This is a genomic window from Paenibacillus sonchi (genome assembly GCF_016772475.1).
Lineage (GTDB): Bacteria > Bacillota > Bacilli > Paenibacillales > Paenibacillaceae > Paenibacillus_AQ > Paenibacillus_AQ sonchi.
Genome location: NZ_CP068595.1, coordinates 7010882 through 7037262, shown reverse-complemented (window position 1 = coordinate 7037262; position 26381 = coordinate 7010882). Strand labels below are relative to the sequence as shown.

Here is a 26381-nt window from a genome sequence, read left to right as displayed (position 1 = left end):
TTACTTATGTTACGCTGTTCTGGCTACACTTGTAACCAGAAGTGCAATACACTGCACAGGCAGTAACCGGCAGGAGGAGACAGAAATGGCGGAACCGTTAAAAGCAATGTACAATGAGGGATTTCTGCGCAGCTTCGGCACGAAGCTGCAGTCGGTATATAGCGGGTTTGATACTGAGGGTTTCGTCACTGCGGCGATGAAGGAGCCTTGGGAGGAACTGGAGCTAAAGGGCCGGATGCGGCGGATTACGGAGACGCTGGGAACATTTTTGCCCCGGCGGTATGAGGATGCTCTGGAAATTCTGTTTGCGATAGATAAAGAATGCGTAGGCTTCCCATACCTGATCTTCCCCGATTTCGTTGAAGTGTTCGGAGGAAGCGAAGAGCACTGGGAGCTGTCGATGTCGGCGCTGGAACGCTTCACGCCCAAATCGTCGGCAGAATTTGCCGTCCGGCCGTTTCTGCTGCGGGACCCGCAGCGGATGATGGCGCAGATGCTGCGCTGGTCACAGCACCCGGACGAGCATGTGCGGCGGCTGTCGAGCGAGGGCAGCCGGCCCCGCCTTCCCTGGGGCCAGGCGCTGCCCATGTTCAAGCGTGACCCGTCGCCGGTGCTCCCGGTGCTGGAGCAGCTGAAGGCAGACTCTTCGCTATATGTGCGCAAGAGTGTGGCGAACAATCTCAATGACATCGCCAAGGATCACCCCGGTGTCGTGATTGATATTGTCCGGCGCTGGAAGGGCGTGAATGCGCACACGGACTGGATCGTGCGGCATGGCTGCCGCACGCTGATCCGCAAAGCGAACCCTGAAATTATGGCACTTTTTGGTTATGCAGGCCAGAAGGATGAATCCCCGCTTGCCGTCAGCGCCGTCCTGTCTGTGGAGCCTGCGGAACTGCCAATAGGCGGGAGCTGTGAGCTGGCCTATGCCCTTGCCGTCCGCGAGGGGAAGGAGGCCCGTATACGTATAGAATACGGAATTGATTTTGTAAAAGCCGGGGGCAAAACCTCGCGCAAGCTGTTCCTGCTCTCGGATAAAACGGTTCCGGGAGGCACCCGGCTAACCGGAAAACGGACCCACCGCTGGGCGGATCTGACCACCCGCCGCCATTATGCGGGGGAACATAAGATCACCCTGCTGGTGAACGGCCGGGAAGCCGCATCTGCAGTGCTTATACTAAAGCCGCAGCGCAAAGGAGACTTGGAGCTATGATTACGAATAGACTCCGCTGCCCCGCTATGCTGCGAATCTAGAAGGAGTTGGTTAGAATGTTCCCTTGTCTGGAAACGGCAAGACTTACCATTGGCTTCAACGCCTGGTCGCCAAAGCACAAGCGTGCAGAGCTTGGCTACGAGCTGCAGCCCTGGCATTGGCGCAAGGGATACGCGGCAGAGGCGGCATCCAGCGTCATTGCTTACGGCTTTGAGGTGTTGGACCTGAACCGTATTGGCGCTGTAGTATTTACTGCGAACGAAGCCTCGGCCGGGCTGCTGGCGAAGCTGGGCTTTAAGCAGGAAGGGCTTCTGAGAGGCTACATGGTGCAGGGCGGCGTATCCTATGATACGAATGTCTACTCGATTCTAAAGCCAAGCGGGAAGGGTTGACCGTGAACAGACTGCTGGTTTATCCGGTTATGCTGCTGCCGTTTTTGGTGATTTTAGTTGCCGGCTGTGAAGATACAGAACATTCTGCTCCCGCCCGGGAGGCTGAACCGCCTGCGGAGGCTGTTATTATGCCGGAACAGATACCGGAGGATTTTGCCATTTTCTGTGCGTTATGGGATAACAGCTAAGAATGAGATCAACACCTTCAAGGGTACAGTAACGAAGGATTTGATTTCCAAGGGTTCAGCTGCAGCAAAGCTCAGGCTGACGGATGCTGAAAAGAGCGGGATTTACCAGCAGATGCTTGAGATGAATGTACTGGGTGGTATGGAGCTGGAGATGGCGGACAAAAGCTGCAGGCAGATCCCCTATGACGAAGAATACTGGATCATTCAGGTCAATGGCGGGCAGAAGGCATTACATTGGAGCGAAGAGTACTGCCAAACCACTCCGGATGCCAAGAAGCTCAAAGAACTGCGGAATAAGATTGTGAAGCTGGTCCAGAGCAAGCCCGAATATCAGGCGCTTCCTGAAGCGGTTGGCGGATATGAATAATCGGAAATGCTCGGTGGGCGGAAACTGCAGGGTTCCGCTGCCTTAACCCAAAACGGCTGCGCTGTCCAGTTAAGGACGGCGCAGCCGTTTCTACTATATAAAGCGAAATAAAGCGAACTTGAAAAACGAACAAAAGGGAAAAGGGTGGAGGGGAAGTTTGGATACTTACGGAGCGAATGCGTCCGCCTTTGTCTGCGGATTTCCACCGCGAAGTGCGGGAATAATCAAGAAATCTGCAGAAGGGCAGCGGCCGGAAGTCCAAACATTCACCGGAGTCCCGACGAAGTCCCTAATGTAAATATCTTAAGTTCACTCTATATAGAAAGATAAGAATTTATATGCTTTAGGGAAGCAAAGCTTACCCCCTTATTTATGAATTTGTAACAAGCAACGGCAGAAATACTGTTGTTGGGGCGGCGAAGGCTGAGTTCTGAGGGGGCGGTCTAAATATCCTAATTCCAACTAACACTTGCTTACATGCATCTTCGCAGGTACTAGTTGGAAAAAGGGAACTTATTTTTCCGAAAATTAAGTAATCTTGAGATTTAAGTGGAAAAAGTAAATCTAATTGGGCTACTTTTCTTGAAAAATGGCGAAATGAGCTGAATTAGTGTCCCTTTTTCCACTTCATCTGCCCGAGGATAGGGTACTCCAGTAAATTAGTGCCACTTCATCTGCCCGAGGATAGGGTACTCCAGCAAATTAGTGTCCCTTTTTCCACTTAAAGAGTTGCTGTAGGATTCACGGGAAATCGTTCTCCAGGTAAAGCTAAGACCAAGACGGGCTGCGCTGTCCCGGGAGGACGGCGCAACCGTTTCTACTAGCTGGACAAGTGCCGTTCTTTTAATCAATTGCGAGGCTGCTTCTGCTAGCCCATATCAGACTAACCGTTAGACTCATGCCCGCCTAATCATGTATATTCCCCGCCATCTTGAGGCGTTTGGCAATTTCCTTGAATTCGTCAGCGGAAATGCCCGGTGCGAACTCTTCCTTGGATTCTGGCGCTTCAGGGATAGGCACGCCTTCGGGCACTCCCTGAATCACCTCCAGCGGAAGGCCGTCTTCAGGATGGGTGCCCTTCCAGATCTGGCCAATGGAGCTAAAATCTTTGTCGCTCCAAGTGTACAGCTTGGTGTGCACCCCTTTTTCTTCATATTTGGCAGCTTCGGTAAATGACTTGTTGCTGAGGGAAGGGACGGGCACGAGCTTGGTTACGTTGACGCCCGTTGCAATCTCCAGCGCTTTGGCATAGGCCACCACATGGACTCCGCCGCGGACGAGCAGGAAACCGACTACCGCACGCGCAGCCGGATGATCGGTCATTTCATAGACCTTCATTTTGTGTGTTCTTGCTCCGCATTCCAGGAAGAAGTTATGCAGCAGATCCTCCACCAGGTTGCCGCTGTTGAATACGTTGGCCCCGGTCCATGGATTGCCCATGGAATCGAACGGCATCGCCCCCTGGGCTCCGGCCAGGAAGTGATAGGACAGACGGGCATCTTTTACGGCATCCAGCGGGGTAGAGTCTGGTTGCTTGTACGCTGTCGAGCCTCTGAGGCATTTATTTACCGCATGCGATACCAGCTCGACGTGGCCCAGCTCTTCGGCCGTTATACTCATTACCAGATCGTAGAAGGGCTTCAGCTTGTCTTTGGAACGGAAGTTAAAAGATTGATAGAGATAATTGTTAAGTGTGGACATCTCGCCGAATTTTCCTCCGAGCAGTTCTTGTACGGCGGCTGCGGCATTAGGGTCCGGCTTCTCGACATCGGGAATCTCGATCATGATCTCATCCATGCGTTGGAACATTGAATAGTCATCCTCCTTAGCGCTTCAGCAGAAGTGTGTATCCTACCGCCCTAACTTAAACGCAATCCCCTGTTCCTAAACATTTTGATTTCCAACAACATCCATTCTCACAGCATAAAGACACCCGGAAATTCACAAATTTGTATGGATGGAGCAGAGATACTGGCTATAATTGTTGAAGCTTTGTAAATTGGTTAGCTCCCATAACCGCGAAGGTGCTCCCCCGGCAGTTAAGCCATGAGGAAGCACCTTCGCGGTGGCGTTGTAATTATTTTTTGACCTCGGTTACGCCGGTTACTTTCCCCTGGTCCGAAGCACTGTAGGTAGCCTGGTATTTATCATCGGAGAAATAGACATTGCCCTCAATGGTGGCATTCACCACTTTGAAGCCGTTCGCTTCCACATAGACATCACCAACAAAAGTGCCGCCTTGGATCTGGGTATTTTCACTTTTGATCGTAATTTTGGGAGCCGTCAGTCTAAAAGAGTTGGTGATATTGTGATCCGCATCTTGCGTGTACAGCGCGATTTTGCGTGCCGGTTTACCTTTGTTGCTGAATTCTCCTTCGACGACGAGATCCTCTGTAAAGCTCAGATCCTTCAGTGTGGCGGCAATCCAGGTGCCTTCCTTGCTGATCGCTTTTTTGAAATCCTCGCCGTTGTCAACCACGGAAGCCGAGGTTACAGCATCTGGTGCAGCGGTGGCAGTGCCGGTGTTCCCGTTGCTTGCCGGCGTATTTGTGCCTGCCGTGTTATTGTTGTTAGCTGAGCTTCCGCATCCGACAAGCAGGGTCAGAACGAATATCGCCGCTAAGACTGCAAGCTTTTTCATGTGAATGTCCTCCCTCTGGTTAATATTTACCGAACGTTCTATAAATGATAAAATAAAAGCAGAAAGGGGCATGATCATGGCTAGAAGCAAAGAATTTGATGTCGACAACGTGCTGGGCAAGGCGATGAATGTTTTTTGGCAGCAGGGCTATGAGAAAACCTCGATGCAGGATCTGGTTGCCGGTATGGGCATTCACAAGCGGAGCATGTACGATACTTTTGGTGACAAGCATTCTTTATATATAAAATCCATGGAACGTTTTGCAGAGATGACCGCCAGCAGAATGGAAGGGCGCGTAGAAGGCGTGGATTCCGCCAAAGAAGCCATCCGCCGGCTGTTCGATATGATCATCCATAAGCAGGACACGGACCCCGCAGGCTGTCTGCTTGTGAACTCGGCTGTTGAACTGGCCAATCACGACCCGGAGACCATCTCCAGGGTAAACGATGCGTTTCTCGATGCGGAGCGGCTGCTGGAGCAATTGGTAACCCGCGGGCAGGCGAGCGGAGAAATCGCTGAACATCACCGGGCGGCTGACCTTGCGGTATTCCTGCATAATGCGCTGGTAGGGCTTCGGGTCATGGTCAAAATCAACCCGGACCGGAGCAAGCTGCAGAGAATTGTCGATACTACACTTGCGGTGCTGGACTAATTTCCATGGGGATATTATGAACCCCAAGCCGGGTTATTATCCGCCGGATATGCTGCGGCTTCAGGCTTCGTTATTTTGGACTTCAAACTCGCCGCTGTTTGGATTACAATATTCTTTTGAGCTGCAATTGCGGGAGGAAGGGGGAGTACACAATGGCTAAGCAGAAATTTTATGTGGTCTGGGAAGGCAAAAAGCCCGGTGTATACGGAACATGGGCGGAATGCCAGGCACAGACGGATCATTATACGGGTGCAAAATATAAATCCTATGAATCCAGGGCCGCAGCGGATGCCGCCTACAAAGCTGGCTGGAAGGGCAATTGGGGAAGCGGAGCAGCCGCAGCCGGAGCTGGCAAAAGCAAACCGGCAAGCTCCTATAAGCGCAGCACAGCCGAAGCAGCCCCGGCAGAGATTGAGTATGACAGCATTTCCGTGGATGTGGGGACGCGGGGCAACCCCGGGCCTGTGGAATATAAGGGTGTGGATACGCAGACCGGAGACATTATTTTTTCCTGCGGACCTATTTCCAAAGGCACCAATAATCTTGGCGAGTTCCTGGCGATTGTCCACGCGCTGGCCCTGCTGAAGAAAGAGGGCAGCAGCCGGACGATCTACAGCGATTCCGTGAATGCCATGAAATGGGTCAAGCAGAAGAAGGTGGCCACCACACTGCCGCGCGATGCTTCCACAGAGGAAATCTGGACGCTGATTGACCGCGCGGAACGCTGGCTGCAGACGAATACATATACCAACAAAATCCTGAAGTGGCAAACCAGGGAATGGGGAGAGATCAAGGCGGATTACGGGCGTAAATAATCTGCCGGGAGCCGGCTATATTTTGGGTAATAACAGGTAATGAATGAATAACACGCATGGGAGCGGAAGGAGAACGGAGATGTTTGGCAACGATTGGGATGAGATCCTGCAGGAAGAAACGCAGAAGTCCTATTTTCAGGAGCTGCGTTATGCGCTGGCACGGGAGTACAAGCAATACACGGTCTACCCGCCCAAGGAGGAACTGTTTTCGGCACTTAAGCTGACGCCATACAACAGCACACGGGTAGTTATTCTGGGGCAGGACCCCTATCATGGAGCAGGACAGGCACATGGACTCAGCTTCTCGGTCAAACCGGGAGTGCGGATACCGCCTTCCCTGCGCAATATCTACACAGAACTGCATGATGACATGGGTGTTTCTATTCCGAACCACGGCTCGCTGCTGCATTGGGCGGAGGAAGGGGTTCTGCTGCTTAATGCTGTACTGACCGTCCGGGAAGGCCAGCCGAACTCCCATAAAGGGCTGGGCTGGGAGACTTTCACCGATGCGGTGATGGAAAAGCTGAATGAGCGGAAGGAGCCTCTGGTTTTTATCCTGTGGGGCAGCCATGCCCAGCAAAAAGGGGCCTACGTCGACCGCAGCCGCCACCTGGTGATCCAGTCTCCGCATCCCAGCCCATTCTCGGCGCACAGGGGGTTTCTGGGCAGCCGGCCGTTTTCCCGGGCCAACCAGTATCTGGAGTCGCATGGCTTACAGGGAATAGATTGGTCCATACCGAATATATAGTCAGCTCAGACACAGCAAAGGGGGTGGGGCCATGAAGCATTGGGTAGGCAGGCCCGTTATTATGTACTGCGGCGAAGAACCCTACACGATCATGAAGGGTGTTCTGCGCAAATGGGACCCGGCGGCTTCGGTGGCAGTAATTGGCCATCAGGAAATCACGGTGCCTTTTCGTGACATTGTATTCATCAAGGCTCTGGCCCCCAAGGAGAGAGCCCTGGCCCCGACGCTGCATGCGGTCGGATACGTCATGAGAGAACGCCAGCAGTTCGACAATGCGATCTATTTCAAATCGGCAGTAACCGTCTGGAAGGGCGATCAGCTGATTGCTTACAATACAACAATTACTTCTCATACCAAGGGCTCCGTTACGCTGAAGGATGGACAGAATCTGCTGAAAAGCAGCCATGTCTTTGTAGTACGTTCCCTCCGGGGCTGAACGGTTCCAGCACCAAAAGACGCAGGCTTCTCCGTGAGAGAGGCTTGCGTCTTTTTAGCCTGCCAGAAAATTTAGGGTCTCCGCAGAGGAACTGAATCAGCTTCCATGCCAAAGGCTCCGGTCGCGGGGTTATTTTGGTAAGAATAAACCTGGCTGGCCCGGGTCAAAGCTGCTCTTCCTTGACAACCGAAACCTCTTCCACACGCTCAGCAATGATAATCTCGTAAATCCGCAGGAAAATGATTTTGAGGATCATATAGACCGGAAGCGCGATTAACACGCCGATGATCCCGTAGAAATCGCCCCCCACCAGCACCAGCACTACAGTGGTCAGCGGATGCACATCCAGCGATTTTCCGTAAATAATCGGGGAAAGCACATTATCCTGGATCTGCTGGGCGATGATTATAACCACCACCGACCAGATCGCCATCGTAGGGGATTCAATAAAGCCCACGATCACAACGGGAACAGCAGCCAGCAGAGAGCCGACATACGGAATGAAATTAAGCGGGATAGAAATGATGGCAAGCATCAGGGAATAAGGAAGCCCGATAATCAGGAAGCCCACATAGAGCATGGCCCCCAGCACCACGTTCAGCAGCACTCTTGTAACAATGAATCCGCTGAGTGCACTGTCGATATCCTGCAGCATGTCCTGTCCTTCCTTGCGGTACTTTCTTGGCACCAGGCTGAGCAGAATGGGGAGAGCTTATGTCCATCCTTCAGCATGTAGTAGAGAATAATAGGCAGAGTAGCAATGACCACTACAATGCTTGATACCACACCGATCAGATTGGACATGGAATTGGTCACCCAGGTGATGGCATCGCTCAAGTAACCCGATATTCGTGCTGACAGATCGGCATCCCCCTTGAAGAAGCGGGAAAAGTAAGGGTCGCTTTGCAGCTTATTGAACTGTTCCTGAATCCCCTCTACAAGATAAGGAGTATTGTCGATAAAATTCTGGATTTGCTCGCGCAGCGTTGGCCAGACGAGCACCCAGAAGAGGACAAACAATCCGATGAACACGACATAGATCAGCAGAATGGACAGCATGCGGTTCAGTTTCTTGCTCTCCAGGAAATTGACGAGCGGACGCAACAAATAATACATAAAGCCTGACAGCATCATCGGCACAAGCAGCAGATTGAAGATAGCTACCAATGGTGCGATCAGAAAAACGACTTTGGAGCCCAGATACAGAATTGTTAAAAAAGCGATAATGGCCAGACATGTCCTAAAATACTTGCTTTGCAGCATAGCGGCACCCCCTGATCTCTCAATTATAGCAATATGTATCGATTCTATCTTTATAACCGAATTCCGGTAGAATGATTCAGGGTATCGCTTGTCTGGAACTTGTAATTACTCTGGTTAGCAGCGGGAAGCTGAGGTTAATATCGCTTTAACAGGAGGAATGAGAGATGACGATACTGGTGGTGGGGATTTTTGAACATCCGAGCGACGCTGCATTGGCGATTGAGGCTGTCCGGGAACAGGGAATCAAACCGAAGCAGATCTCGGTGGTGACGAAACAAAAGAATACGCTGAAGATGATCAGCCACGACACGGGGATTGGCCGGACAGAATCCGGCGAGGGGAATGAAGGCTTGTTCGGAACCGCCAAAGCGCTGGGAGTCGGGCTGGAAATGCTGCCTGATACAGCTGTAGCGGCCGGTCCGGCAGCCCGGAAGCTGGCGGGGGCGGATCTGGAAGGGGATGGTCTTCCCGTCAGCCTGATCAGTATCGGAATTCCGCAGGAGGATGCGAAAATCTACGCCCGCCATGTCGGCAAGGAACATATTATTGTCATGGTAACCCTGGAGGAAAAGCAGAACCAGCAAGCGATAAGCACTTTGTTTGAACAGCATCACGCCATTCCGCCAGCCTCTCCCTGAGCACATATGAACTGAAGATCAAAGCAGTGGACGGTTTTTCCGTTTCGCTGCTTTATTTTTCTCGATCGTATGAACAGAAGCGGATCTATGCCGGCCTGGCCCCCGGTTTCTTTGGTTACCTGCTTGGCTTTCACGAGAGATAAGAAGGCGAAGATGTCGCCCAGTGCTGTCAGTCCGGCTGCAATAATGGCATAGTCTTCCGCATCCAGTTCCTCGGTTTCGGGGAGGGTGCTGCTGCTGTCCTTAGTGCTATTGCTCTTATTGCCGCCATTCCCGTTATTACTGGATCTAAAGTTATTGTTTTTATAGGCCATCTCCTGTTCACCTGCTTTTTCCCATATGTAATATAAAATATGTCTAACAGCGCCGGGAGGAATAGGCGAATGAGAGGATATTTCTGAGCAGTGCTTTTCTAAACAGCCGGACGGGAAATGAGCAAAAATGAGCGGAAATGAGCAGCCTGATATTTTGCATAAAAAAGGGGTTCATTGCGCCGGACAAACAAACCTTGGGGGGCAGGGTATATTTGTGCTGCGTGAAGAGAAAATAAGCCAAAGAAAAATCACTTTACACCAGATGTAAACGCTGTTACAATCATAAATGAGCATAAACGATCAATAATGATCACAAAGTAAGCGTGAATTTGATCATTTTGATCATCGATTCATAGATAGCATAACCGTAGTTTTCCTATTCTGCGCTGTTCACAAGGAGTGGGCGCCATGTTTGAAGAAGAACGCAAAAGGAGCATCGTCCAGTTTGTCGAAAGGCATACCCGGGCGTCCGTACAGGAGCTTAGCCAGGATCTGGGCGTGTCTGAATCCACCGTCCGCCGTGATTTGAAGGAGCTTGAAGAAGCGCGGCTGCTGAAACGCACGCACGGCGGAGCGGTTTCGCTGCAGAGTGTGAATTTTGAAGCGGCGTTTCCGGACAAAGCCGACCGGTTTCTTGAAGAGAAGCAGCGGATCGCCCGCAAGGCTGTGGAGATGATTCAGGAAGGCGACGCCATCCTCCTGGATGGAGGAACCACAACACTGCAGATCGCCAGAGCATTGAAGACGTTCTCGAACCTTAAGGTCATCACCAATTCCATGATTGCGTTAAATGAGCTCAAGGATTGCCGCAATATCGAGGTTTCAATCACCGGAGGGATGCTGCGGCCGGATACACTTGCTTTTGTCGGACCGATGACGGAGCGTTCGCTGGAAATGGTCCGGGTAGACAAAGCTTTTATCGGGACGAACGGGCTGGATATACATGAAGGCATCACCACACCGAATATGCTGGAAGCCGCTACCAAACGCAAAATGATTTCTGTCGCCAAGCAGGCTGTCCTGCTGGCTGACCACAGCAAGATCGGCCAGGTGTCTTTTTGCAAAGTGGCTGACCTGCAGGAAATCGATCACTGCATTCTGGATACAGGGGCACCTGAAGGCTTCATTCGCGGGCTGGAAGGCCTGGACCTCGACTATACCTTGGTGTGAGGGCCAGAATACCACAATAAAGAGGGATAACCATGATCTATACTGTAACGCTTAATCCTTCCATCGATTATATCGTGGAAGTTGAAGATTTGACGCTCGGCGGTTTAAACCGGATGCAACGCGATCTCAAGCTCCCCGGTGGCAAAGGAATCAATGTCTCCCGTGTGCTGAACCAGCTTGGAGTACGCAATACGGCAACAGGCTTCCTGGGGGGCTTTACCGGAAGATATATCGGGCAATGGCTGGATGAAGAGCAAATCTCCAGTGACTTCGTAACGGTAGCCGAGGACACCCGGATTAACATCAAGCTGAAGGCTGCTGAGGAAACGGAAATTAACGGAACCGGACCTGTGATCCGCGAGGAGGAGGCGGAAGCTTTACTGGCTAAGCTTGAAGCGCTGCAGGCCGGAGATATTCTGGTTTTGTCGGGAAGCGCTCCGCCTTCGCTGGGCGGAAGCTTCTACAGCAGGCTGATTGCGGAATGCAAAAGCAAAAAGGCTGAGTTTGTAATCGACACAACAGGTCAGGCCTTGAAGGATGCGCTGGCTCAGGAGCCGCTGCTGGTAAAGCCCAATCATCATGAGCTGGCAGAGCTGTTCGGTGTGAGCATCGGCTCCAGAGATGAGATTATTACCTACGGCCGCAGATTGATGGAATCAGGTGCGCGATATGTTCTGGTGTCTATGGCAGGTGAGGGTGCGCTTTTCATTTCGGATCAGGGTGTGTACTATGCCAATGCACCGAAGGGTCAGGTGAAGAACTCGGTAGGAGCGGGGGACTCCATGATTGCCGGATTCGTCGGTACACTGTCTCTTACGGGTGATGTGCTGGAGGCCTTCCGAACAGGCGTGGCTTCAGGCAGTGCAACGGCCTTCTCGGATGACCTCGCGGACAGAGCGCTTATCGGGCAGCTTAAGAACCAGATTCAGATTGAACAGCTATAAGTCAAGCAGCACACTTGTGATTAAAGGGAGTGGATTGTAATGAAAATTACTGATCTGTTGGTAAAAGAAACGATGATCATGAATCTTCAGGCGGTGTCCAAGGAAGCGGCGATTGATGAACTGATCGCCAGCCTTGCGGCGAGCGGCCGGATTAATGATCCCGTTTTGTTCAAGAAAAAGATTCTGGAACGCGAAGCGCAGTCCAGCACCGGTATCGGCGGGGGAATCGCCATGCCGCATGCCAAAACCAGAGCTGTCAACGAACCGACCGTTGTTTTTGCCAAAAGCGCAGCGGGCGTAGACTTTGCCTCTCTGGACGAAGAGCCTGCAAAGCTGTTCTTCATGATTGCCGCACCTGAGGGAGCGGGAAATATGCACATGCGCACATTGGCTGCGTTGTCGAGGCTGCTTATTGAAAGCGACTTCATCGAAGCATTGATGAATGCTGGGACACCGGATGAGGTGGTGGCTTTGTTTGATGCCAAACAGGCTGAAGCTGAAGCTAAGGCGAAGGCAGAGGAAGCAGCTAACGCCGGCGGAACCAAACAGGAGGCACCCGGACGTGTGATTGTGGGCAACCCGGCCTCCCAGAGCTTCGTCGTTGCCGTAACTGCTTGTCCCACAGGGATTGCCCATACCTTTATGGCGGAAGATGCATTGAAGAAAAAAGCCAAGGAAATGGGCGTCAATATCCGTGTCGAGACGAATGGTTCAGAAGGCGCCCAGAATGTGCTGACCGCGGACGAAATCGCCCGGGCCAGCGGCGTAATCATCGCTGCGGACAAAAATGTGGAGATGGCCCGCTTCGCCGGCAAGCCGGTGCTGCAAAGACCGGTAAGTGACGGTATCCGCAAGCCTGAAGAGCTGATCACCAAAGCGGTGAAGGGGGAAGCCCCGATCTACCGCAGCGAAGGGCGCGGCGGCGATGAGGCTCCGGCAGTCAAATCGGGCAGCATCGGCAGCAGAATCTACAAAGATTTGATGAACGGCATATCGCATATGCTGCCGTTCGTAGTCGGCGGCGGGATCCTGCTGGCGATCTCCTTCCTGATTGAACAGGTGGCGAGTGTGGATAATCCGATCGTCAAGCTGCTTCAGACCATTGGCGGCGGCGATGGCGCCTTCCACTTCCTCATTCCGATCCTGGCCGGCTTCATCGCGCTCAGCATCGGTGACCGTCCGGCCCTGATGCCGGGTATGGTCGGCGGGTTTATGGCCCTCAATTCCAACGCCGGCTTCCTTGGCGGTCTGGCTGCCGGATTCCTGGCCGGTTATGTGGTTATCCTGCTCCGCAAAACGTTTGCCGGTCTGCCCAAGACACTGGACGGACTGAAGCCGATCCTGCTCTATCCCGTATTCAGCCTGCTGATTACCGGCGGGATTATGTTCTACCTGTTCGATCCGGTGTTCAGCTGGATTAATGAAGGTCTGATCGACGGACTCAACCACCTGGGAACCGGCAACGCCGTTCTGCTGGGATTGATTCTTGGTGGAATGATGGCTATTGATATGGGAGGGCCGTTCAACAAAGCCGCTTACACGTTTGCCATTGGCGTATTTACCTCCAGCGGCAACACCAACGGACTGATGATGGCGGCAGTAATGGCCGGAGGTATGGTTCCTCCGCTGGCCATCGCACTGGCTACTACGTTCTTCAAGCATAAGTTCACCGAAACGGAACGCAAATCAGGCCTGACCAACTATGTGCTGGGATTGTCGTTTATTACCGAAGGGGCGATTCCCTTTGCCGCTGCCGACCCGCTGCGTGTCCTGACTTCCTGTATCATAGGTTCAGCCGTTGCAGGCGGCCTGACCCAGCTGTGGAATCTCAACGTTCCCGCACCGCATGGCGGTATCTTCGTGGCTGCGCTCTCCAGCAATGCCTTGCTGTTCATCCTTGCCGTGCTGATCGGCTCTGTCATCTCCGGTCTGACACTCGGCCTCTGGAAGAAGCCGCTCAAGACCGGCTGAGTATAATCGAATCTGAAGGGGCTGCCCATCGTCATCTTTATGCAGAGTTTATTCTGCGGGTGAGGGCAGCCCTTTTTGTTAACATGTCAGAAAGCATACATTAAGGCCCCGCAAAGTGTCAGAAAGCATACATTAGAGCCTCCGCAAAGTGTCAGAAAGCATACTAGGGCCTCCGCAAAGTATCAGAAAGCATACATTAGGGCCTCCGCAAAGTATCTGAATCAGCTTGCATGCAAAAGTCCCACTTTGTGGGGGATTTTATGGGAAAGAAGTGAGTCTCTCCGCTCCAGACGTAGAAGTAACGGCGGAAATGCCGTTGTTAGGCGATCCCGGTGGCCAGCTAAGTGGAAAAAGGGAACTTAAATTCCTCTGAAATCAACAATCGCGAGGATTAAGTGGAAAAAGGGAACTTATTTCGGTGATATACCCTTACCTGGGGTGAAATAGGCTGAATTAGTGTGCCTTTTTCCACTTAGCTTGCCGGGTTATTGAATGCCTAAGCAAATTAGTGATACTTTTTCCACCTAAACAGCTGACGAAGCCAGCTAATGAAACGCTTGAAACACGTTCTACCCATACACACTACCTATACACCATCCCGACCAACGAGCATATTGGTGAATGAGGTAAAATTACCTTCGAATTTGGCATTTTCGGGCTACGGGGTGGAATTTGAGCTACAGGATGGAATGAGAGGTAAAAGTACCTTTGAATATGGTGTTTTCGGGCTACAGGGTGGAATGAGAGGTAAAAGAAGTGTTGGAAACAACTGCAGAAATACCGTTCTTTGCGCGGGTTGCTGCTCAGGCGGGAAGGTGCCGTTTGCGCCCAATTATCTCACCTCAGTGACCAGCACAATGCCCGGACAGAACATAGCTTATACTAAAGTTTCAAACTCTCTCTCTACTTTTTCGATACACGGACTGGAATAGAAGGAGCTAGATGCTCTTTTCAATGAAAAGGTACTTAACAACCAGTGTCTCCCGGTTTGACAGAGCCGGCTTCACCGGCAGCACTTGGATTCATTTGACCAACCGTCCCCGAAGATGTTAGGGTGATTTATAGCCAAAATTTGCCGGGAGGGATTATTCATGTCGGAAGTAAAGCTTGCGATTGGGTACGATGAATTTGAGGATGGCCAGCGGATAGAAACAGCGATTGAAAGCTTAAGCGCAAGTCCCGAAGCTGCATCGCTGAGCAGCCTTGTTATCGGAGACTGGGGCCAGGCATATGAGAACAGCTCGGAGGAGGTTGTAGAAGCGCTCGTGAAACACAGCGCCAGCTTCCCGGCGCTCCGCAAGCTGTTCATCGGCGAGATGGGCTATGAGGAATGTGAGATTTCGTGGATTACGCAAAGTGATCTTTCTCCGCTGCTGCCGGCTTTCCCGGAGCTTCAATCGCTGACCATTCAGGGCGGGAACGAGCTGAGCCTGAGTAAACTGCAGCATGACAAGCTGGAAGAACTAATTATTATAACGGGGGGACTGGGCAAAGCCGTTCTGGCCCAAATCGCGGCTTCTGAGCTGCCAAATCTGCGCAAGCTGGAGCTGTACCTTGGTGTGGAGGATTATGGTTTTGACGGCAGCCTTGCAGATCTTATTCCGCTTATTGAGCCGGGTAAATTCCCCAAGCTTACATACCTTGGCCTGAAAAACAGCGAAATCCAGGATGAAATCGCCATAGCGGTTGCTGCTGCCCCTATTCTGGACCAGCTGGATACACTGAGACTTATCCCTGGGAACGCTTAGTGACGAAGGCGCGGAGGTGCTTCTGGCCAGCGAGCGGATCAAAGGCTTGAAGGCGCTGAACCTCAGTCATCACTACATGTCTGATGAAATGCTTGCGCGCTGGAAGGACAGCGGCTTGCCTGCCGATGTCAGCGACCGCCAGACCACCGATGATGACGAAGACTGGCGGTACCCTTCTATTACAGAGTGATGAAGGAGACCCGGCCGCTGATCGTCATCGGCATTCCCGGCGACAAGCGGACTGGCGGAATTCAACAGGCCAGAAGCCGTCTGGAGCTGCCGCCGGCGGTCATTCTGCCGTATACCGGCCTGCTGGTTGGCCGGACGCTGGCCGAGCTGCTGGAGGCGGAGGGGTACCCGCAGCGGACAGCCGCCTCTTGCGCCGGACCGTCCGCGCCGCTGCTCCGGCTGGACTCGCCAGGCGGCAGCTTTGAGGTAGAGCGGGCCTTAATTACGCTCGGAGCGCCGGATGCCGGAGACTCCAGTGATGCCCTGCATCCCTTTGGGCAGAGGCCTGATCCGTTTCCGCTAAGCTGCAGAACCGCCGGCAGGCTTCAGGACATGCCCGGTGTGCTGCATCATCCTTCGCAGTGGTTTCGCGGCTACTGCCGCCTGCTGGCCAGGCTTCGGAAGGACGCGGCTCTCCTTCTGCCGGATTCGCGGTGGCTGAATGATCCGCAGGATATTGCGGATATGACCGACAAACGGCGTACCCAGCAGCTTCTGGCCGCTGCGGGTGTCAGAATTCCGCGTCCGCTTAGCGCAGAGCAGACACTTGAAGACTACAGCTCCATCCGTGAACAGATGATCCGGCAGCGGATGCACCGGGTTTTTATTAAGCTGGCCTGCGGGTCCGCTGCTTCCGGTGTCATTGCCTACCAGGTGAACCCGTCCACAGGGGCAGAGATTGCGGTGACTACCGTGGGGGTAGAGAATTATATTACCCGTCCCCCAATTTATTATAATTCCGGCAAGCTGCGGCGTTATACCGACAGCCGAACGATTGCCGGATTGATCAACTGGCTCTGCCGCCATGGGGCATATGCCGAGCAATGGATTCCCAAAACAGGTGCAGGAGGTGCTTCACTTGACATCCGCCAGCTGGTGGTACTGGGCGAAGCCTGCCACTCCATTGCCCGGGTAAGCACCACACCGATCACCAATCTTCATCTGCGCAGCCGCCGGATGTCCCCGGCAGCGGCCGGGCTTTCCGGGGAGACTCAGGAACAGGTGCGGAAGACGGCGGTCCAGGCGCTGGCGGCTTTTCCCGGATCAAGGGTTGCAGGTATAGATGTGCTGGTATCCGCAGGCTCTCAACTAACCTATGCCGCGGATGTCAATCCTTTTGGAGATCTGCTCTATGACGTAGAGTATCAAGGATTTGGCACCTATGAATGGGAACTGAAGCAACTCATAAAGGAAGGACACTTATGACAGACATGAATGCTGTTGTCGGCAGCCACGATCTGCTGATGATTACGCTCGACACGCTCCGCTATGATGCAGCGGTTCTGGAGGAAGCGAACTGCCCCAATCTGTGCGGGACCGGTTCCTGGGAAAAAAGGCATACCCCCGGCAGCTTCACCTATGCCGCGCATCATGCCTTTTTCGGCGGTTTTCTGCCTACCCCGGCTACCACGGACAAATCCCGGCATGTGAGGCTGTTCCACTCGCGGAACACCGGGATGAAGACCCATCCCGACACCTGGCTGTTTGATACGCCGGATGTTGTGTCAGGGCTTGCCGCCGCCGGCTATCGGACCCTTTGCATTGGGGGCGTGATTTTTTCAGCAAAAAAGTACCGCTCGCCCGGGTCCTGCCGGGCTATTTCCAGCACAGCTACTGGCGGATGACGTTCGGGGTCACGAACCCCCGGTCCACAGAACATCAGGTGAACCATGCCCTGAAGCTGCTGAAGGACATCCCGCTGGATCAGAGGCTGTTCCTGTTTCTGAATGTCTCGGCGATCCACGGGCCGAATCACTATTTTGTGCCGGGTGCCCGCAAAGATTCCATAGACACCCAGCGCGCTGCGCTGCGTTATGTCGACGGCGAGCTGGGCCGGCTGTTCGAGGCCTTTCGTGAACGCGGCAATCCGGTTTTTTGCCTGGCTTTCTCAGATCATGGCGAGGCTTTCGGCGAAGATGGCTACCATGGACACAGGCTGGCGCATGAAACCGTGTGGAATGTCCCTTACCGGGAGTTTTTCCTATAGCCATTCACCCGATTTTACCGAAAGGATGGAGACCGTATGACGTCAACACAGCCTCCCCTGCATCTCCGCGATGACGGAAGAACACCATTCCCTTCGGAGGACGTTACGCAGTGGAGAGAACACATTACCGCTGATCCTTACCGCAATTATTTATATTCCTATCCGCACAAAACCGCTTACCGCGACCTTAATCCGCCGGTTCCGCTGGAGCCGCTCTGGCGGGAGGAGCCTGCGGAGAGCTTTTTTCTGTATATGCATATTCCCTTTTGCGGCGCGCGCTGCGGCTTCTGCAACCTGTTCACCCTGCCTGACAAGCGGGCGGAGGTGCATACCGTGTATGTGGATGCCTTGGAGCGCCAGGCTAGGCAGTGGGCAGCATTCACCGGCGGCAAGCCGTTTGCAAGGTTCGCCATCGGGGGCGGCACCCCGAGCTTGCTTGCTCCAGCACAGCTCCGCAGGCTGTTCCGGATTGCTGAGGATATCATGGGTTTGGACCCGGCCTCGGCCTCGATCTCGGTAGAAACCTCTCCCGAGACGCTGACAGAGGAAAAGCTGAATATCCTGAAGGAGCATACCGTGGACCGGGTCAGCATGGGCATCCAGAGCTTTGTCGCTGCCGAGTCGGCAGCCATTTACCGCCCGCAGAATCCCGATGAGGTATACCGGGCGCTGGAGCTGCTGAAGCTGTATGATTTTCCTATTCTGAATCTGGATCTGATCTACGGTCTCCCGGGTCAGACTGTAGACTCCTGGCTGTATTCCCTGGAGCAGGCGGTTAACCATGAGCCGGAGGAAATTTTTATTTATCCGCTGTATACGCGTGATCATACGATCGTGAAGCCAGAGGATATCCGGCGCCAGCCGGACATCCGTCATGAATGTTATAAGGCTGCGCAACAGCTTTTGGCAGAGCATGGCTACACTCAATATTCCATGCGCCGCTTTGCCAGGGCAACCGCCGGAACGCACAAATCAATCATAGATTACAGCTGCCAGGAGGAAGGAATGGTGGGCTTGGGCTGCGGAGCCAGATCCTATACCCGGAATGTGCATTATGCGTCCCGTTACGGGGTCAGCCGCAAGGCAACGGAGAGCATTATCGCCGATTACGTTGCGGCAGAACGCTTCGACACGGCAGATTATGGCATTGTGCTAAGCCTGGAAGAGCAGAAGCGGCGGTATATTCTGAAGGCGGTTCTGCACAGCGAAGGACTGAAGCTGGCGGACTACAGCGGGCGGTTTGGATCTTCTCTATGGAGGGATCACCCGGAGCTGGGGCTGCTGCTGGAGAGCGGCCTGGGCAGGGAAGAAGAAGGCAGATTGCGCTTAACCCCGGAAGGCCTCGGCTACTCTGATTCAATCGGCGACTGGTTTATTTCAGGCGAAATCAGGGAACAGATGGAAAGGTTTGTTTTGCCATGAGAGCTGTTCTTTACTACCGGGGTGCACTCACCTCCTGCAACTATGATTGCCCCTATTGTCCCTTTGGCAAAACCAGAGACAGTGCGGAGCGCCTTGCCAAGGACCGCGAGGAGCTGGAGGCGTTTGTAAGCTGGGCTTCCGCCCAGGGAGCCGAAGGTCATCGCCTGTCTATCTTCTTCAATCCTTACGGCGAGGCGCTGATTCACCGCTGGTACAAAGAGGCCATGATCACGCTCGCCAATCTGAACCATATCGACAAGGTGGCCATTCAGACCAATCTGTCGGCCGGGCTTGATTTCACTGCCCGGCTGAACCCGCACAAGGCCGCCTTCTGGGCAACCTACCATCCGGGTCAGGTCACGGAGCAGCGGTTTCTTGCTCAATGTATGGCTGTGTATGAGCAGGGCATTCCACTCAGTGTGGGCAGCGTCGGGATTCGAAGCAGCTTTGAGGCCATAGCGTCCCTTCGTGCAGCCCTGCCGGAAGAAGTCTATTTGTGGGTGAATGCCTACAAGGATAAGCCCAATTACTATACGGGAGAAGATATAGCCTTCCTCAGCAGCATAGATCCGTATTTCATGCTCAATGCGAGGGACTACGAAAGCCTGGGCAAAGCCTGCGGTGCAGGCAGCAGTGTCTTCTATGTGCAAGGTCCCGGCCAGGTCAAACGCTGCTATAAGGACAGGAGAGTTATCGGCAACCTGTACCGGGACGGGCTGGAAGGCTTATCGGCGGAACGGAGCTGCCGCATGAAGGTCTGTGACTGCTATACCGGCTATATCCATATGCCTGAGCTGCAGCTGCAGCAGGTGTACGGAGCCGGGCTGCTGGAACGAATCCCCTGCGGGGTACGGGAGGGAAAAGAATGAGTGTCAAACGGGGAATTACCCTCTGGCTCACGGGGCTGTCCGGGGCCGGCAAATCTACGGTTGCCGCACTGGTTACAGACAGGCTGCGGGCAGCCGGGCAGGCTGTGGAATGGCTGGACGGGGATGAGCTGCGGCGCAGCATCGGACGCAGACTCGGATTCAGCCGGGAAGACCGCTTCGAGAACATCCGCCGGGCGGTCTATGTTGCGGAACTGCTGAACCGGCATGGTGTGATAACGGTGATCTCGCTGATCAGTCCTTATGCCGAAATGCGCAGCTATGCCCGGCAGCAGCTGCCCGGATTCGTAGAAGTGTATGTGAATTGTCCGCTGGAGATTTGCGAAGCACGGGATGTCAAAGGCTTATATGCCAAAGCCCGCCGTGGCGAGCTTCCCTCTTTTACCGGCATCTCCGACCCTTATGAGGCTCCTGCCAGCCCCGAGCTTACGCTGTACACGGCCAAACATCCGCCGGAGGATTGTGCTGATGAACTGCTGGCTTGGCTGGAGAAACGGCAGCAGCAAGGATAGGCCAGTCGGCATTGAACCGGCAGAGCGCACTATTAAGCCGGACGTACAACTAATAAAAGGGCAGGAGTGAAGTTTAGCTTAATTTGGCTCAACTTCTGGTAAATTTGACTAAATCGTGCCCTGCCTGCAATTTGGTACAGGGTTTCTTTACATTTTGTAGAATAGAGTAATACATACTGAGAATATAAAGGAGAGAGCGGGATGATTTTGCACAAAGGAGAGGTCCTGTTCCGCCAAGGGGATGCCTGCCAGAATCTGTTTCAGGTGAAGAGCGGACTCTTTAAGGTAATCCGGCTGCATGAGAATGGGAACATGGTTCTATTCAATCTCTTGTACCCCGGGGAGACTGTCCCCCATCATTCACTCATTTCACCGAAGGAGGCGCATGGAACGGCTGTAGCAATGATGAAAAGTGAAGTGGAGCTTGTCCCGGCAGCGGAATGGTACCGCGAGCTGCGCGAGGATCCGGATAAGGTGATGGAGATCGCCTTGCTGCTTCAAGAGAAGGTGCGTTTCATGCAGACCCGCCTGGACCACCTTACGGTCGGCACTCCCGGAGAGCGGCTGGATTTGCTGAAACGCTGGCTTCTTGAATATTCCCATGGCGCAGAGCTGACGGATTTATTGACACAGGAGGAGATCGGGCAGCTGATTGGCGTGCGGCGGGAGACAGTCAACCGTCTGCTGCGCAATCCGGGTTGACAGAAAATTTACAGTGTTCTTTATGCTTTTTAATGGAAAAGTGTTTAGAGAGGCACTTCCGCGTGGTATAATCTATTCAGAACACATCAAATTAGAGAAAGGATCAGGATACCATGTGTCCCCGAAGGACGATTCCCCAAAGGACGATTTGGAAACGTTATGATCTGTCTTATACTTAGCTTCCCTGTAGAAAGTGCGCGAATCGTTGTTTATTGACGTTAGCCGCCTCTGCGAGGGAAGGGAGTATTGTATGCGAAGGAGTAACACTTCCTCCGGTCAGACCCGTCGTAGAGGCTTGGCAGATGTCTAAGCCGCCATATACGATAAGGGGAGACCTGTATGAGGAAACAAGACAGTGGCATGGGAATGCCGCTACGACTCACAGTCATTTTGTCTGGAACATTGCTGCTTGCATTTACTTATTATCACATTAATTATCAGAATCATTTGACCGAGGGCGGATTCGTAGGCTTATCGCTGCTTGGCAAATATGTGCTAGGCATTTCGCCTTCTTTAACAATTCTAATCTTAGACATTCCAGTACTCTTAATTGCGATGATCTTCAAAGGGAGAGCGTTCGTCTTGAACACCTTCATCTCCGTAGGAGCCTTCACGGTATTCTACAGTCTGATGGAACGGTATTCCGGATGGGTGATCAATTTGCAGGATAACCTGCCGCTCGCGGCGCTGTTGTCCGGTGTACTGACAGGTCTAGGAGCAGGAATGGTCCTGCGCGGCGGCGGGGCAAGCGGCGGTGACGACATTTTGTCGCTGCTGATCAGTGAATGGAAGGGGATTAAGGTAGGAACCGTATTTATCCTGATGGATGTAATCGTTCTGGCATTATCGCTTTTCTACATGCCTCTCAAGGAAACGCTGTACACAGTAATGGCAGTAGTCGTAGCCGGCTACGTTATTACGTTTACAACCTCACTTGGCAGACCTAAGCTGGGCAAAGCACCAACCATTCAGCCCACACTAAGCAAGCCGCACGACGGCACCGTAATGTGACAAGTTCAGAATCAGCCCCTGTTTCAGGGATAAGCGAAAAGGTCAGCCAAATGAACAACGGGCTGGCCTTTTTTGTAGCAGGTTTTGGTGTGAAAATATTTTTGGAGTCATCCTGAAACCAGCGGAGAACGGGACGCGTATATATCTCAGCTGTACAGACATAGGATTACATAGCAAAGTGAGAATAAGCTGATGAAGCAGTGCTCACCAAAAATTTAGGAGGAATACTATTGAGCGCACATGAGATTGATTACGTGATTATGGGTGAGGAAATTCAGTGTGTCGAGGTCCAGCTTGATCCGGGCGAGAGCGTGATTGCCGAGGCTGGCAGCTTCATGATGATGGACCCGGAGATTTCCATGGAGACAATCTTCGGCGACGGCACAGGCTCACGCGGAGGCGGGCTGATGGGCAAGCTGATGGGCGCAGGCAAACGCCTGCTGACCGGTGAGAGCCTGTTCATGACTGTCTTCACCCACAGCGGAGCCTATGGCCGCAAAAGTGTAACCTTCGCCGCCCCGTATCCGGGCAAAATCATTCCCCTGGATCTTCAGCAGCACGGCGGCAAAATCATCTGCCAGAAGGATTCTTTTCTCTGTGCAGCCAAGGGCGTCTCGATCGGGATTGAATTCCAGCGCAAGCTGGGCGCGGGCTTCTTCGGCGGTGAAGGCTTCATTATGCAAAAGCTTGAAGGGGACGGACTTTCCTTCGTCCACTCCGGCGGCTATATTATGGAGCGTACCCTGCAGCCCGGCGAGACGATTAAGCTCGATACCGGCTGTCTCGTGGCGATGACTTCATCGGTAGATTACGACATTGAGTTTGTAAAAGGCGTAAAAACCGCGCTGTTCGGCGGCGAAGGCCTGTTCTTCGCCACCTTGCGCGGGCCTGGCAAGGTATGGGTACAGTCGCTGCCGTTCAGCCGGATGGCGGACCGCATTCTGTCGGCTGCAGGCAATTCCGGCCGCAAGGAAGAAGGCAGCATTCTCGGCGGCCTGGGCAATCTGCTGGACGGCAGGTAAATGCTTTGCGCCGAGTGCAGCATCCGGCTCTATTATTGGGCTGCTTTGCGTGACGCCGACAACTGACTGTTTACGGGTACCAAGGATTATTCCGGCTGAGGCCGTTCATACTGTGGCCAGAGAGGCTTTAGGCGGTGAGTAGCCAATGGTCGTTGGTGTCAGCTGTAGCTGACAATGAATTAATTCTCTGTTCCGGTCTGCACCTTATTAGCCTCCTCTCCTTCTGATGGTTGCTCGTCGCATCCATTTTCCAAAGAACGGTTTCATTTTGTTTTACAATGAAAAAAACGGGGTTGTCCCTCAGGTCATTGTCGTGACCTTGGGACAGCCCCTTCTTATTTTGCGACTCAGTTCAAGCTATGGTCTGCTCCGGTCTCCGCCCTCCAGCATATCAAGCAGCTGACCGGCGAGCGGGGCGGGGAACTGCGCGTTGTGCGCCGCCGCCAGAAAGAGGCCGACATCCTTCTGCGGAATTTTGCTTTCGGAGATATTTGCCGTCTTCTCGGCGATCATTTTGCCATAGGATTGATAGATGGGGGCAGGAAACAGCGTGCTCGTAAGCATGTTGACCACCGCTTTGGAATCGAGCCCGCCGTGCTCGGCCATTCCCAGTGCTTCCTCCAGCGAGCGTCCGGCGGAGACGATGAGGAAGTTACCGATCAGCTTGACCAGCACGGCCGTACCGGCTTCTTCGCCGAAGTCAAAAATCCCTCTGGCTCCCAACGCCTCCAGCACTGGCCGTACCCGCTCCTTCGCTTCCCGCGGGCCCGCTACGGGAATCCACAGCTGCTTGGCCGCCGCCGCCTCGGGCCGCCCGAAGACTGGCGCCTCGACATAAACGGAGCCGTACCGCGCATGCAAGTCCGCCAGTTTCCTGCCAGTATCCGGCGACACCGTGCTCATCGACACGTGAATGCCGCCCGGCCCGAGCCGCTCCAGGAAATCCTCGCTTCCGACGACGCTTTCCAGTGCTTCATCGTCCCACACCAAGGTGACGACGATGCCCCCAGCCGTCACGGCGTCGGCGGGACGGGCCGCCTGCAACGCGCCTTGGGCAACGAGCGGCTTTGCTTTGTCCGCGGTGCGGTTATATACGGTCAGCGCGTACTGCGCTTGGAGCAGATTGGCTGCGATGGGCAGCCCGAGCAGGCCGAGTCCGATAAATCCAATGTTTTCGCTCATTAATATAATTCCTCCTTCAAAATATTAAAAACATTACGTTAACGTCATGTTTTGAATAAAAAAATTTTAGGCCCGGTCATTGGTCTCGAGCCACTGTTCGAAGCGTTCGATGTGGGATTGCAGATCGTCTCGGAACTGCCCCAGTGCATCGAGCTTCTTGTCCGTGTCTGCCAGATGCCGGCGCAGCAGGCCGAGAACCTTCCGCTTCGGCTGCACCCCGCTAGGGTCCGTGAAGTAGAGCTCGATTACGTCCCGAATCTCCTCGAGGCTTAAGCCCAGCTTCTTCAACTGATCAATCTTCCGCAGACGGGCGACCGTCTCTTCCGTGTAGTAGTGATGACCGTTGCCTTCGCGTTCGCCTGAAGGAAGCAGTCCGATGCTCTCGTAATAGCGGACCGTGCGTTGGGTAACCCCTGCTCGCTCTGTCAACTCGCCGATGCGCATGCGGTCCATCATGAATTCCCCCTTTCAAGATAAAATATAACGTTAACGTCATGTTCGTATCATAGCACTCTGATTGGGCGATGTAAAGGCCAACAGGATTGGGATTGATTGAAGTTGAAGCGGCGAAGGGAAGTTGGGTGAAAGGAGAGGTATAAATACCTTTGATTAGGCCAGAAGTGGGCGACTGAGGGCAAATGAGTTCCCCTTCTTCCACTTGGAGTTGCCGTAGATTCATCGGAGTCGTTCTCAAGGTAACGTTAGACTGAAATCAAAGACGGCAGCACGGTCCAGTGAAGCTGAAGGACGGCGCAGGTGCTTTGTGCCTGCGCCAGTGCTCTGCAACTATGTCTGCAACTATATCTGCAACTACGTCTGCAACTACGTCTGCAACTACGTCTGCAACTATGTCTGCAACTATATCTGCAACTACGTCTGCAACTACGTCTGCAACTACGTCTGCAACTACGTCTGCAACTGCGCTTGCAACTATGTCTGCAACTGCGCTTGCAACTATGTCTGCAAACTGCATTTGCAACTATGCCTCCACCTATACCTGCAACTACACCAGCAACTGCAACACATCCGCAGCGCTGCTAATTTCGCACTGCCGAGAGCAGCAGGAACATGGGGCGGCGCAGTTCCTCATGCCAGGAGGCGTTCTGCTCCAGCATCTCGGGGGTCGGCTGAAGCTCGGAGAGCTTGGTGACTGTGAAGCCGGAGGTGATCAGCGTATTGAGATAGGTCGCTATATTGCGGTGATATTTAATCACATCATCCTCAAGAAATCTGGCTTCGCGCGGGCCTTCATCATGATAATGGTCCAGCGGCCAATGGAGTTTCGCGCCATCCGGGCCGTAGTGCCAGTCCTGCGCGGCGAGCGCAGTGTAGATGGGATGCTCTACGGAGAGCACAAAGCTGCCGCCCGGCCGCAAGCAATGCTGAACCTCGCGGCAGAGCAGATCGAACCGTTCGACATAGTGGATGGCGAGTGAGCTGATTACCACATCAAATTCGCCCGCAGCGAACCGGATATCCTCAATCGCTCCCCGGCGGTATTCGATCCCGGGATCATCTGTTATCGCCCTGGCCCGCTCCAGCATATTTTCGGACAGGTCGATGCCGACCACAGATTCCGCAAGCTGCTCACGGGCATACCGGCAATGCCAGCCGAAGCCGCAGCCGAGATCCAGTACTCTTTTACCGTGTAAATCGGGAAGCAGGGAGCGGAAGGTGCTCCATTCTCCGGCAGCCTCCAGTCCCCCGGTGGAGCGGGGCATTGCGCTGTATTTGGCAAAAAAGCCGGCGTCATCGTATTTGTTCTGTTTCATCTTAAAGCGCCTCCTGACGTGAGTGAATTAAGGCGGTGTAAGGTTACCGCCTATCCAGTGAAAAATTGAAAGGGTTAGGGTTAAAGCTGCTAAGTATTAATGTTTGAGATCTGTTCTATTGCAGTTTGTACAGCAGAATTTTCACCGCGAACAGCG

The 26381-nt window shown here is 53.4% G+C and carries 28 protein-coding genes and 4 pseudogenes; 23 read left to right on the top strand and 9 right to left on the bottom strand.

The window, feature by feature from the left end:
- Window positions 1-85: 85 nt before the first annotated feature.
- From JI735_RS31720 to JI735_RS31705, 4 genes and pseudogenes are all read left to right on the top strand, one after another.
- The gene (locus tag JI735_RS31720) at window positions 86-1213 is read left to right on the top strand and encodes a DNA alkylation repair protein (RefSeq protein ID WP_039834442.1); all 1128 of its coding nucleotides are present in this window, start codon (window positions 86-88) and stop codon (window positions 1211-1213) included.
- A gap of 86 nt (window positions 1214-1299) precedes the next feature.
- A pseudogene (locus JI735_RS31715) lies at window positions 1300-1605 on the top strand (GNAT family N-acetyltransferase); the annotation flags it as partial.
- A 2-nt stretch (window positions 1606-1607) separates the two neighbouring features.
- Window positions 1608-1793 (top strand): hypothetical protein, encoded by a 186-nt coding sequence (locus tag JI735_RS31710; RefSeq protein WP_039834433.1) that lies wholly within the window; start codon window positions 1608-1610, stop codon window positions 1791-1793.
- The gene (locus JI735_RS31705) at window positions 1759-2160 is read left to right on the top strand and encodes a hypothetical protein (RefSeq protein WP_233476140.1); all 402 of its coding nucleotides are present in this window, start codon (window positions 1759-1761) and stop codon (window positions 2158-2160) included. Before JI735_RS31710 ends, JI735_RS31705 begins: the two co-directional genes overlap by 35 nt.
- A 659-nt stretch (window positions 2161-2819) precedes the next feature.
- Here JI735_RS31705 and JI735_RS31700 read toward each other — a convergent pair.
- The 3 genes from JI735_RS31700 to JI735_RS31690 form a co-directional block, all read right to left on the bottom strand.
- On the bottom strand, window positions 2820-3011 hold the full coding sequence (locus JI735_RS31700; protein WP_202676786.1) for a hypothetical protein: 192 nt from the start codon (window positions 3009-3011) through the stop codon (window positions 2820-2822).
- Between the two features lie 55 nt (window positions 3012-3066).
- Window positions 3067-3969, bottom strand: a complete 903-nt coding sequence (locus tag JI735_RS31695) for a manganese catalase family protein (protein WP_039834431.1) — start codon at window positions 3967-3969, stop codon at window positions 3067-3069.
- Window positions 3970-4237: 268 nt separating this feature from the next.
- On the bottom strand, window positions 4238-4801 hold the full coding sequence (locus tag JI735_RS31690; RefSeq protein WP_039834430.1) for a hypothetical protein: 564 nt from the start codon (window positions 4799-4801) through the stop codon (window positions 4238-4240).
- 76 nt (window positions 4802-4877) lie between these two features.
- Between JI735_RS31690 and JI735_RS31685 the strand changes: the two genes are divergently transcribed.
- The 5 genes from JI735_RS31685 to JI735_RS31670 all read left to right on the top strand — a co-directional run bounded on the left by JI735_RS31685 (window position 4878) and on the right by JI735_RS31670 (window position 7452).
- A complete protein-coding gene (locus JI735_RS31685; protein WP_039834440.1) occupies window positions 4878-5453 on the top strand; it encodes a TetR/AcrR family transcriptional regulator in 576 nt (191 codons plus the stop codon).
- Between the two features lie 16 nt (window positions 5454-5469).
- On the top strand, window positions 5470-5613 hold the full coding sequence (locus JI735_RS36560) for a hypothetical protein (RefSeq protein ID WP_157771319.1): 144 nt from the start codon (window positions 5470-5472) through the stop codon (window positions 5611-5613).
- Window positions 5606-6268, top strand: coding sequence for a ribonuclease H (gene rnhA, locus JI735_RS31680; protein ID WP_039834429.1), 663 nt, complete (start codon window positions 5606-5608; stop codon window positions 6266-6268). The genes JI735_RS36560 and rnhA overlap by 8 nt, the downstream gene beginning before the upstream one ends.
- Before the next feature lie 79 nt (window positions 6269-6347).
- Window positions 6348-7016 (top strand): uracil-DNA glycosylase, encoded by a 669-nt coding sequence (locus JI735_RS31675; protein ID WP_039834428.1) that lies wholly within the window; start codon window positions 6348-6350, stop codon window positions 7014-7016.
- Window positions 7017-7047: 31 nt separating this feature from the next.
- The gene (locus JI735_RS31670) at window positions 7048-7452 is read left to right on the top strand and encodes a hypothetical protein (RefSeq protein ID WP_039834427.1); all 405 of its coding nucleotides are present in this window, start codon (window positions 7048-7050) and stop codon (window positions 7450-7452) included.
- A 163-nt stretch (window positions 7453-7615) separates the two neighbouring features.
- On the opposite strand, the pseudogene JI735_RS31665 reads toward JI735_RS31670, so the two are convergent.
- Window positions 7616-8583 (bottom strand): annotated as a pseudogene (locus JI735_RS31665) (AI-2E family transporter).
- Window positions 8584-8879: 296 nt separating this feature from the next.
- Between JI735_RS31665 and JI735_RS31660 the strand changes: the two are divergent.
- Window positions 8880-9353 (top strand): general stress protein, encoded by a 474-nt coding sequence (locus JI735_RS31660; RefSeq protein ID WP_039834425.1) that lies wholly within the window; start codon window positions 8880-8882, stop codon window positions 9351-9353.
- Here JI735_RS31660 and JI735_RS31655 read toward each other — a convergent pair.
- Complete coding sequence (locus tag JI735_RS31655) at window positions 9326-9667, bottom strand: hypothetical protein (RefSeq protein ID WP_202677732.1); 342 nt, start codon at window positions 9665-9667, stop codon at window positions 9326-9328. The genes JI735_RS31660 and JI735_RS31655 overlap by 28 nt on opposite strands.
- A gap of 127 nt (window positions 9668-9794) precedes the next feature.
- Between JI735_RS31655 and JI735_RS31650 the strand changes: the two genes are divergently transcribed.
- From JI735_RS31650 to JI735_RS31590, 13 genes and pseudogenes are all read left to right on the top strand, one after another.
- Window positions 9795-9935: a hypothetical protein gene (locus JI735_RS31650; protein ID WP_157771318.1), complete on the top strand. Its 141-nt coding sequence runs from the start codon at window positions 9795-9797 to the stop codon at window positions 9933-9935.
- A gap of 140 nt (window positions 9936-10075) precedes the next feature.
- Window positions 10076-10837 (top strand): DeoR/GlpR family DNA-binding transcription regulator, encoded by a 762-nt coding sequence (locus JI735_RS31645; protein ID WP_039834423.1) that lies wholly within the window; start codon window positions 10076-10078, stop codon window positions 10835-10837.
- A 32-nt stretch (window positions 10838-10869) separates the two neighbouring features.
- Window positions 10870-11781, top strand: a complete 912-nt coding sequence (gene pfkB / locus JI735_RS31640; protein ID WP_039834422.1) for a 1-phosphofructokinase — start codon at window positions 10870-10872, stop codon at window positions 11779-11781.
- Window positions 11782-11820: 39 nt separating this feature from the next.
- A complete protein-coding gene (locus JI735_RS31635) occupies window positions 11821-13752 on the top strand; it encodes a PTS fructose transporter subunit IIABC (protein ID WP_039834421.1) in 1932 nt (643 codons plus the stop codon).
- A 1091-nt stretch (window positions 13753-14843) separates the two neighbouring features.
- Window positions 14844-15690, top strand: a pseudogene (locus JI735_RS31630) (STM4015 family protein).
- A complete protein-coding gene (locus tag JI735_RS31625) occupies window positions 15690-16934 on the top strand; it encodes an STM4014 family protein (RefSeq protein ID WP_202677717.1) in 1245 nt (414 codons plus the stop codon). Before JI735_RS31630 ends, JI735_RS31625 begins: the two are co-directional and overlap by 1 nt.
- Window positions 16931-17715: pseudogene (locus JI735_RS31620) on the top strand (STM4013/SEN3800 family hydrolase). Before JI735_RS31625 ends, JI735_RS31620 begins: the two are co-directional and overlap by 4 nt.
- Before the next feature lie 36 nt (window positions 17716-17751).
- Entirely contained in the window at window positions 17752-19137 is a 1386-nt protein-coding gene (locus tag JI735_RS31615) for an STM4012 family radical SAM protein (RefSeq protein WP_039834417.1), read from the top strand.
- The gene (locus JI735_RS31610) at window positions 19134-20006 is read left to right on the top strand and encodes an STM4011 family radical SAM protein (protein WP_039834416.1); all 873 of its coding nucleotides are present in this window, start codon (window positions 19134-19136) and stop codon (window positions 20004-20006) included. The genes JI735_RS31615 and JI735_RS31610 overlap by 4 nt, the downstream gene beginning before the upstream one ends.
- Window positions 20003-20536: an adenylyl-sulfate kinase gene (gene cysC, locus JI735_RS31605; RefSeq protein ID WP_039834415.1), complete on the top strand. Its 534-nt coding sequence runs from the start codon at window positions 20003-20005 to the stop codon at window positions 20534-20536. The genes JI735_RS31610 and cysC overlap by 4 nt, the downstream gene beginning before the upstream one ends.
- A gap of 201 nt (window positions 20537-20737) precedes the next feature.
- Window positions 20738-21238, top strand: coding sequence for a Crp/Fnr family transcriptional regulator (locus tag JI735_RS31600; RefSeq protein WP_020431600.1), 501 nt, complete (start codon window positions 20738-20740; stop codon window positions 21236-21238).
- Window positions 21239-21577: 339 nt separating this feature from the next.
- Window positions 21578-22249: a YitT family protein gene (locus JI735_RS31595; protein ID WP_039834414.1), complete on the top strand. Its 672-nt coding sequence runs from the start codon at window positions 21578-21580 to the stop codon at window positions 22247-22249.
- A 230-nt stretch (window positions 22250-22479) separates the two neighbouring features.
- A complete protein-coding gene (locus tag JI735_RS31590; protein WP_039834413.1) occupies window positions 22480-23271 on the top strand; it encodes a TIGR00266 family protein in 792 nt (263 codons plus the stop codon).
- Window positions 23272-23628: 357 nt separating this feature from the next.
- Here JI735_RS31590 and JI735_RS31585 read toward each other — a convergent pair whose 3' ends face one another.
- The 4 genes from JI735_RS31585 to JI735_RS31570 all read right to left on the bottom strand — a co-directional run bounded on the left by JI735_RS31585 (window position 23629) and on the right by JI735_RS31570 (window position 26225).
- Complete coding sequence (locus JI735_RS31585) at window positions 23629-24453, bottom strand: NAD(P)-dependent oxidoreductase (protein WP_051051664.1); 825 nt, start codon at window positions 24451-24453, stop codon at window positions 23629-23631.
- Between the two features lie 66 nt (window positions 24454-24519).
- Window positions 24520-24909, bottom strand: coding sequence for a MerR family transcriptional regulator (locus JI735_RS31580; RefSeq protein WP_233184018.1), 390 nt, complete (start codon window positions 24907-24909; stop codon window positions 24520-24522).
- Window positions 24910-25165: 256 nt separating this feature from the next.
- Window positions 25166-25426, bottom strand: coding sequence for a hypothetical protein (locus tag JI735_RS31575; protein WP_202676785.1), 261 nt, complete (start codon window positions 25424-25426; stop codon window positions 25166-25168).
- Window positions 25427-25490: 64 nt separating this feature from the next.
- Window positions 25491-26225 carry a class I SAM-dependent methyltransferase gene (locus JI735_RS31570; protein ID WP_039834408.1) on the bottom strand — a complete coding sequence of 245 codons (735 nt, stop codon included), beginning with the start codon at window positions 26223-26225 and terminating at the stop codon, window positions 25491-25493.
- Between the last annotated feature and the right edge of the window lie 156 nt (window positions 26226-26381).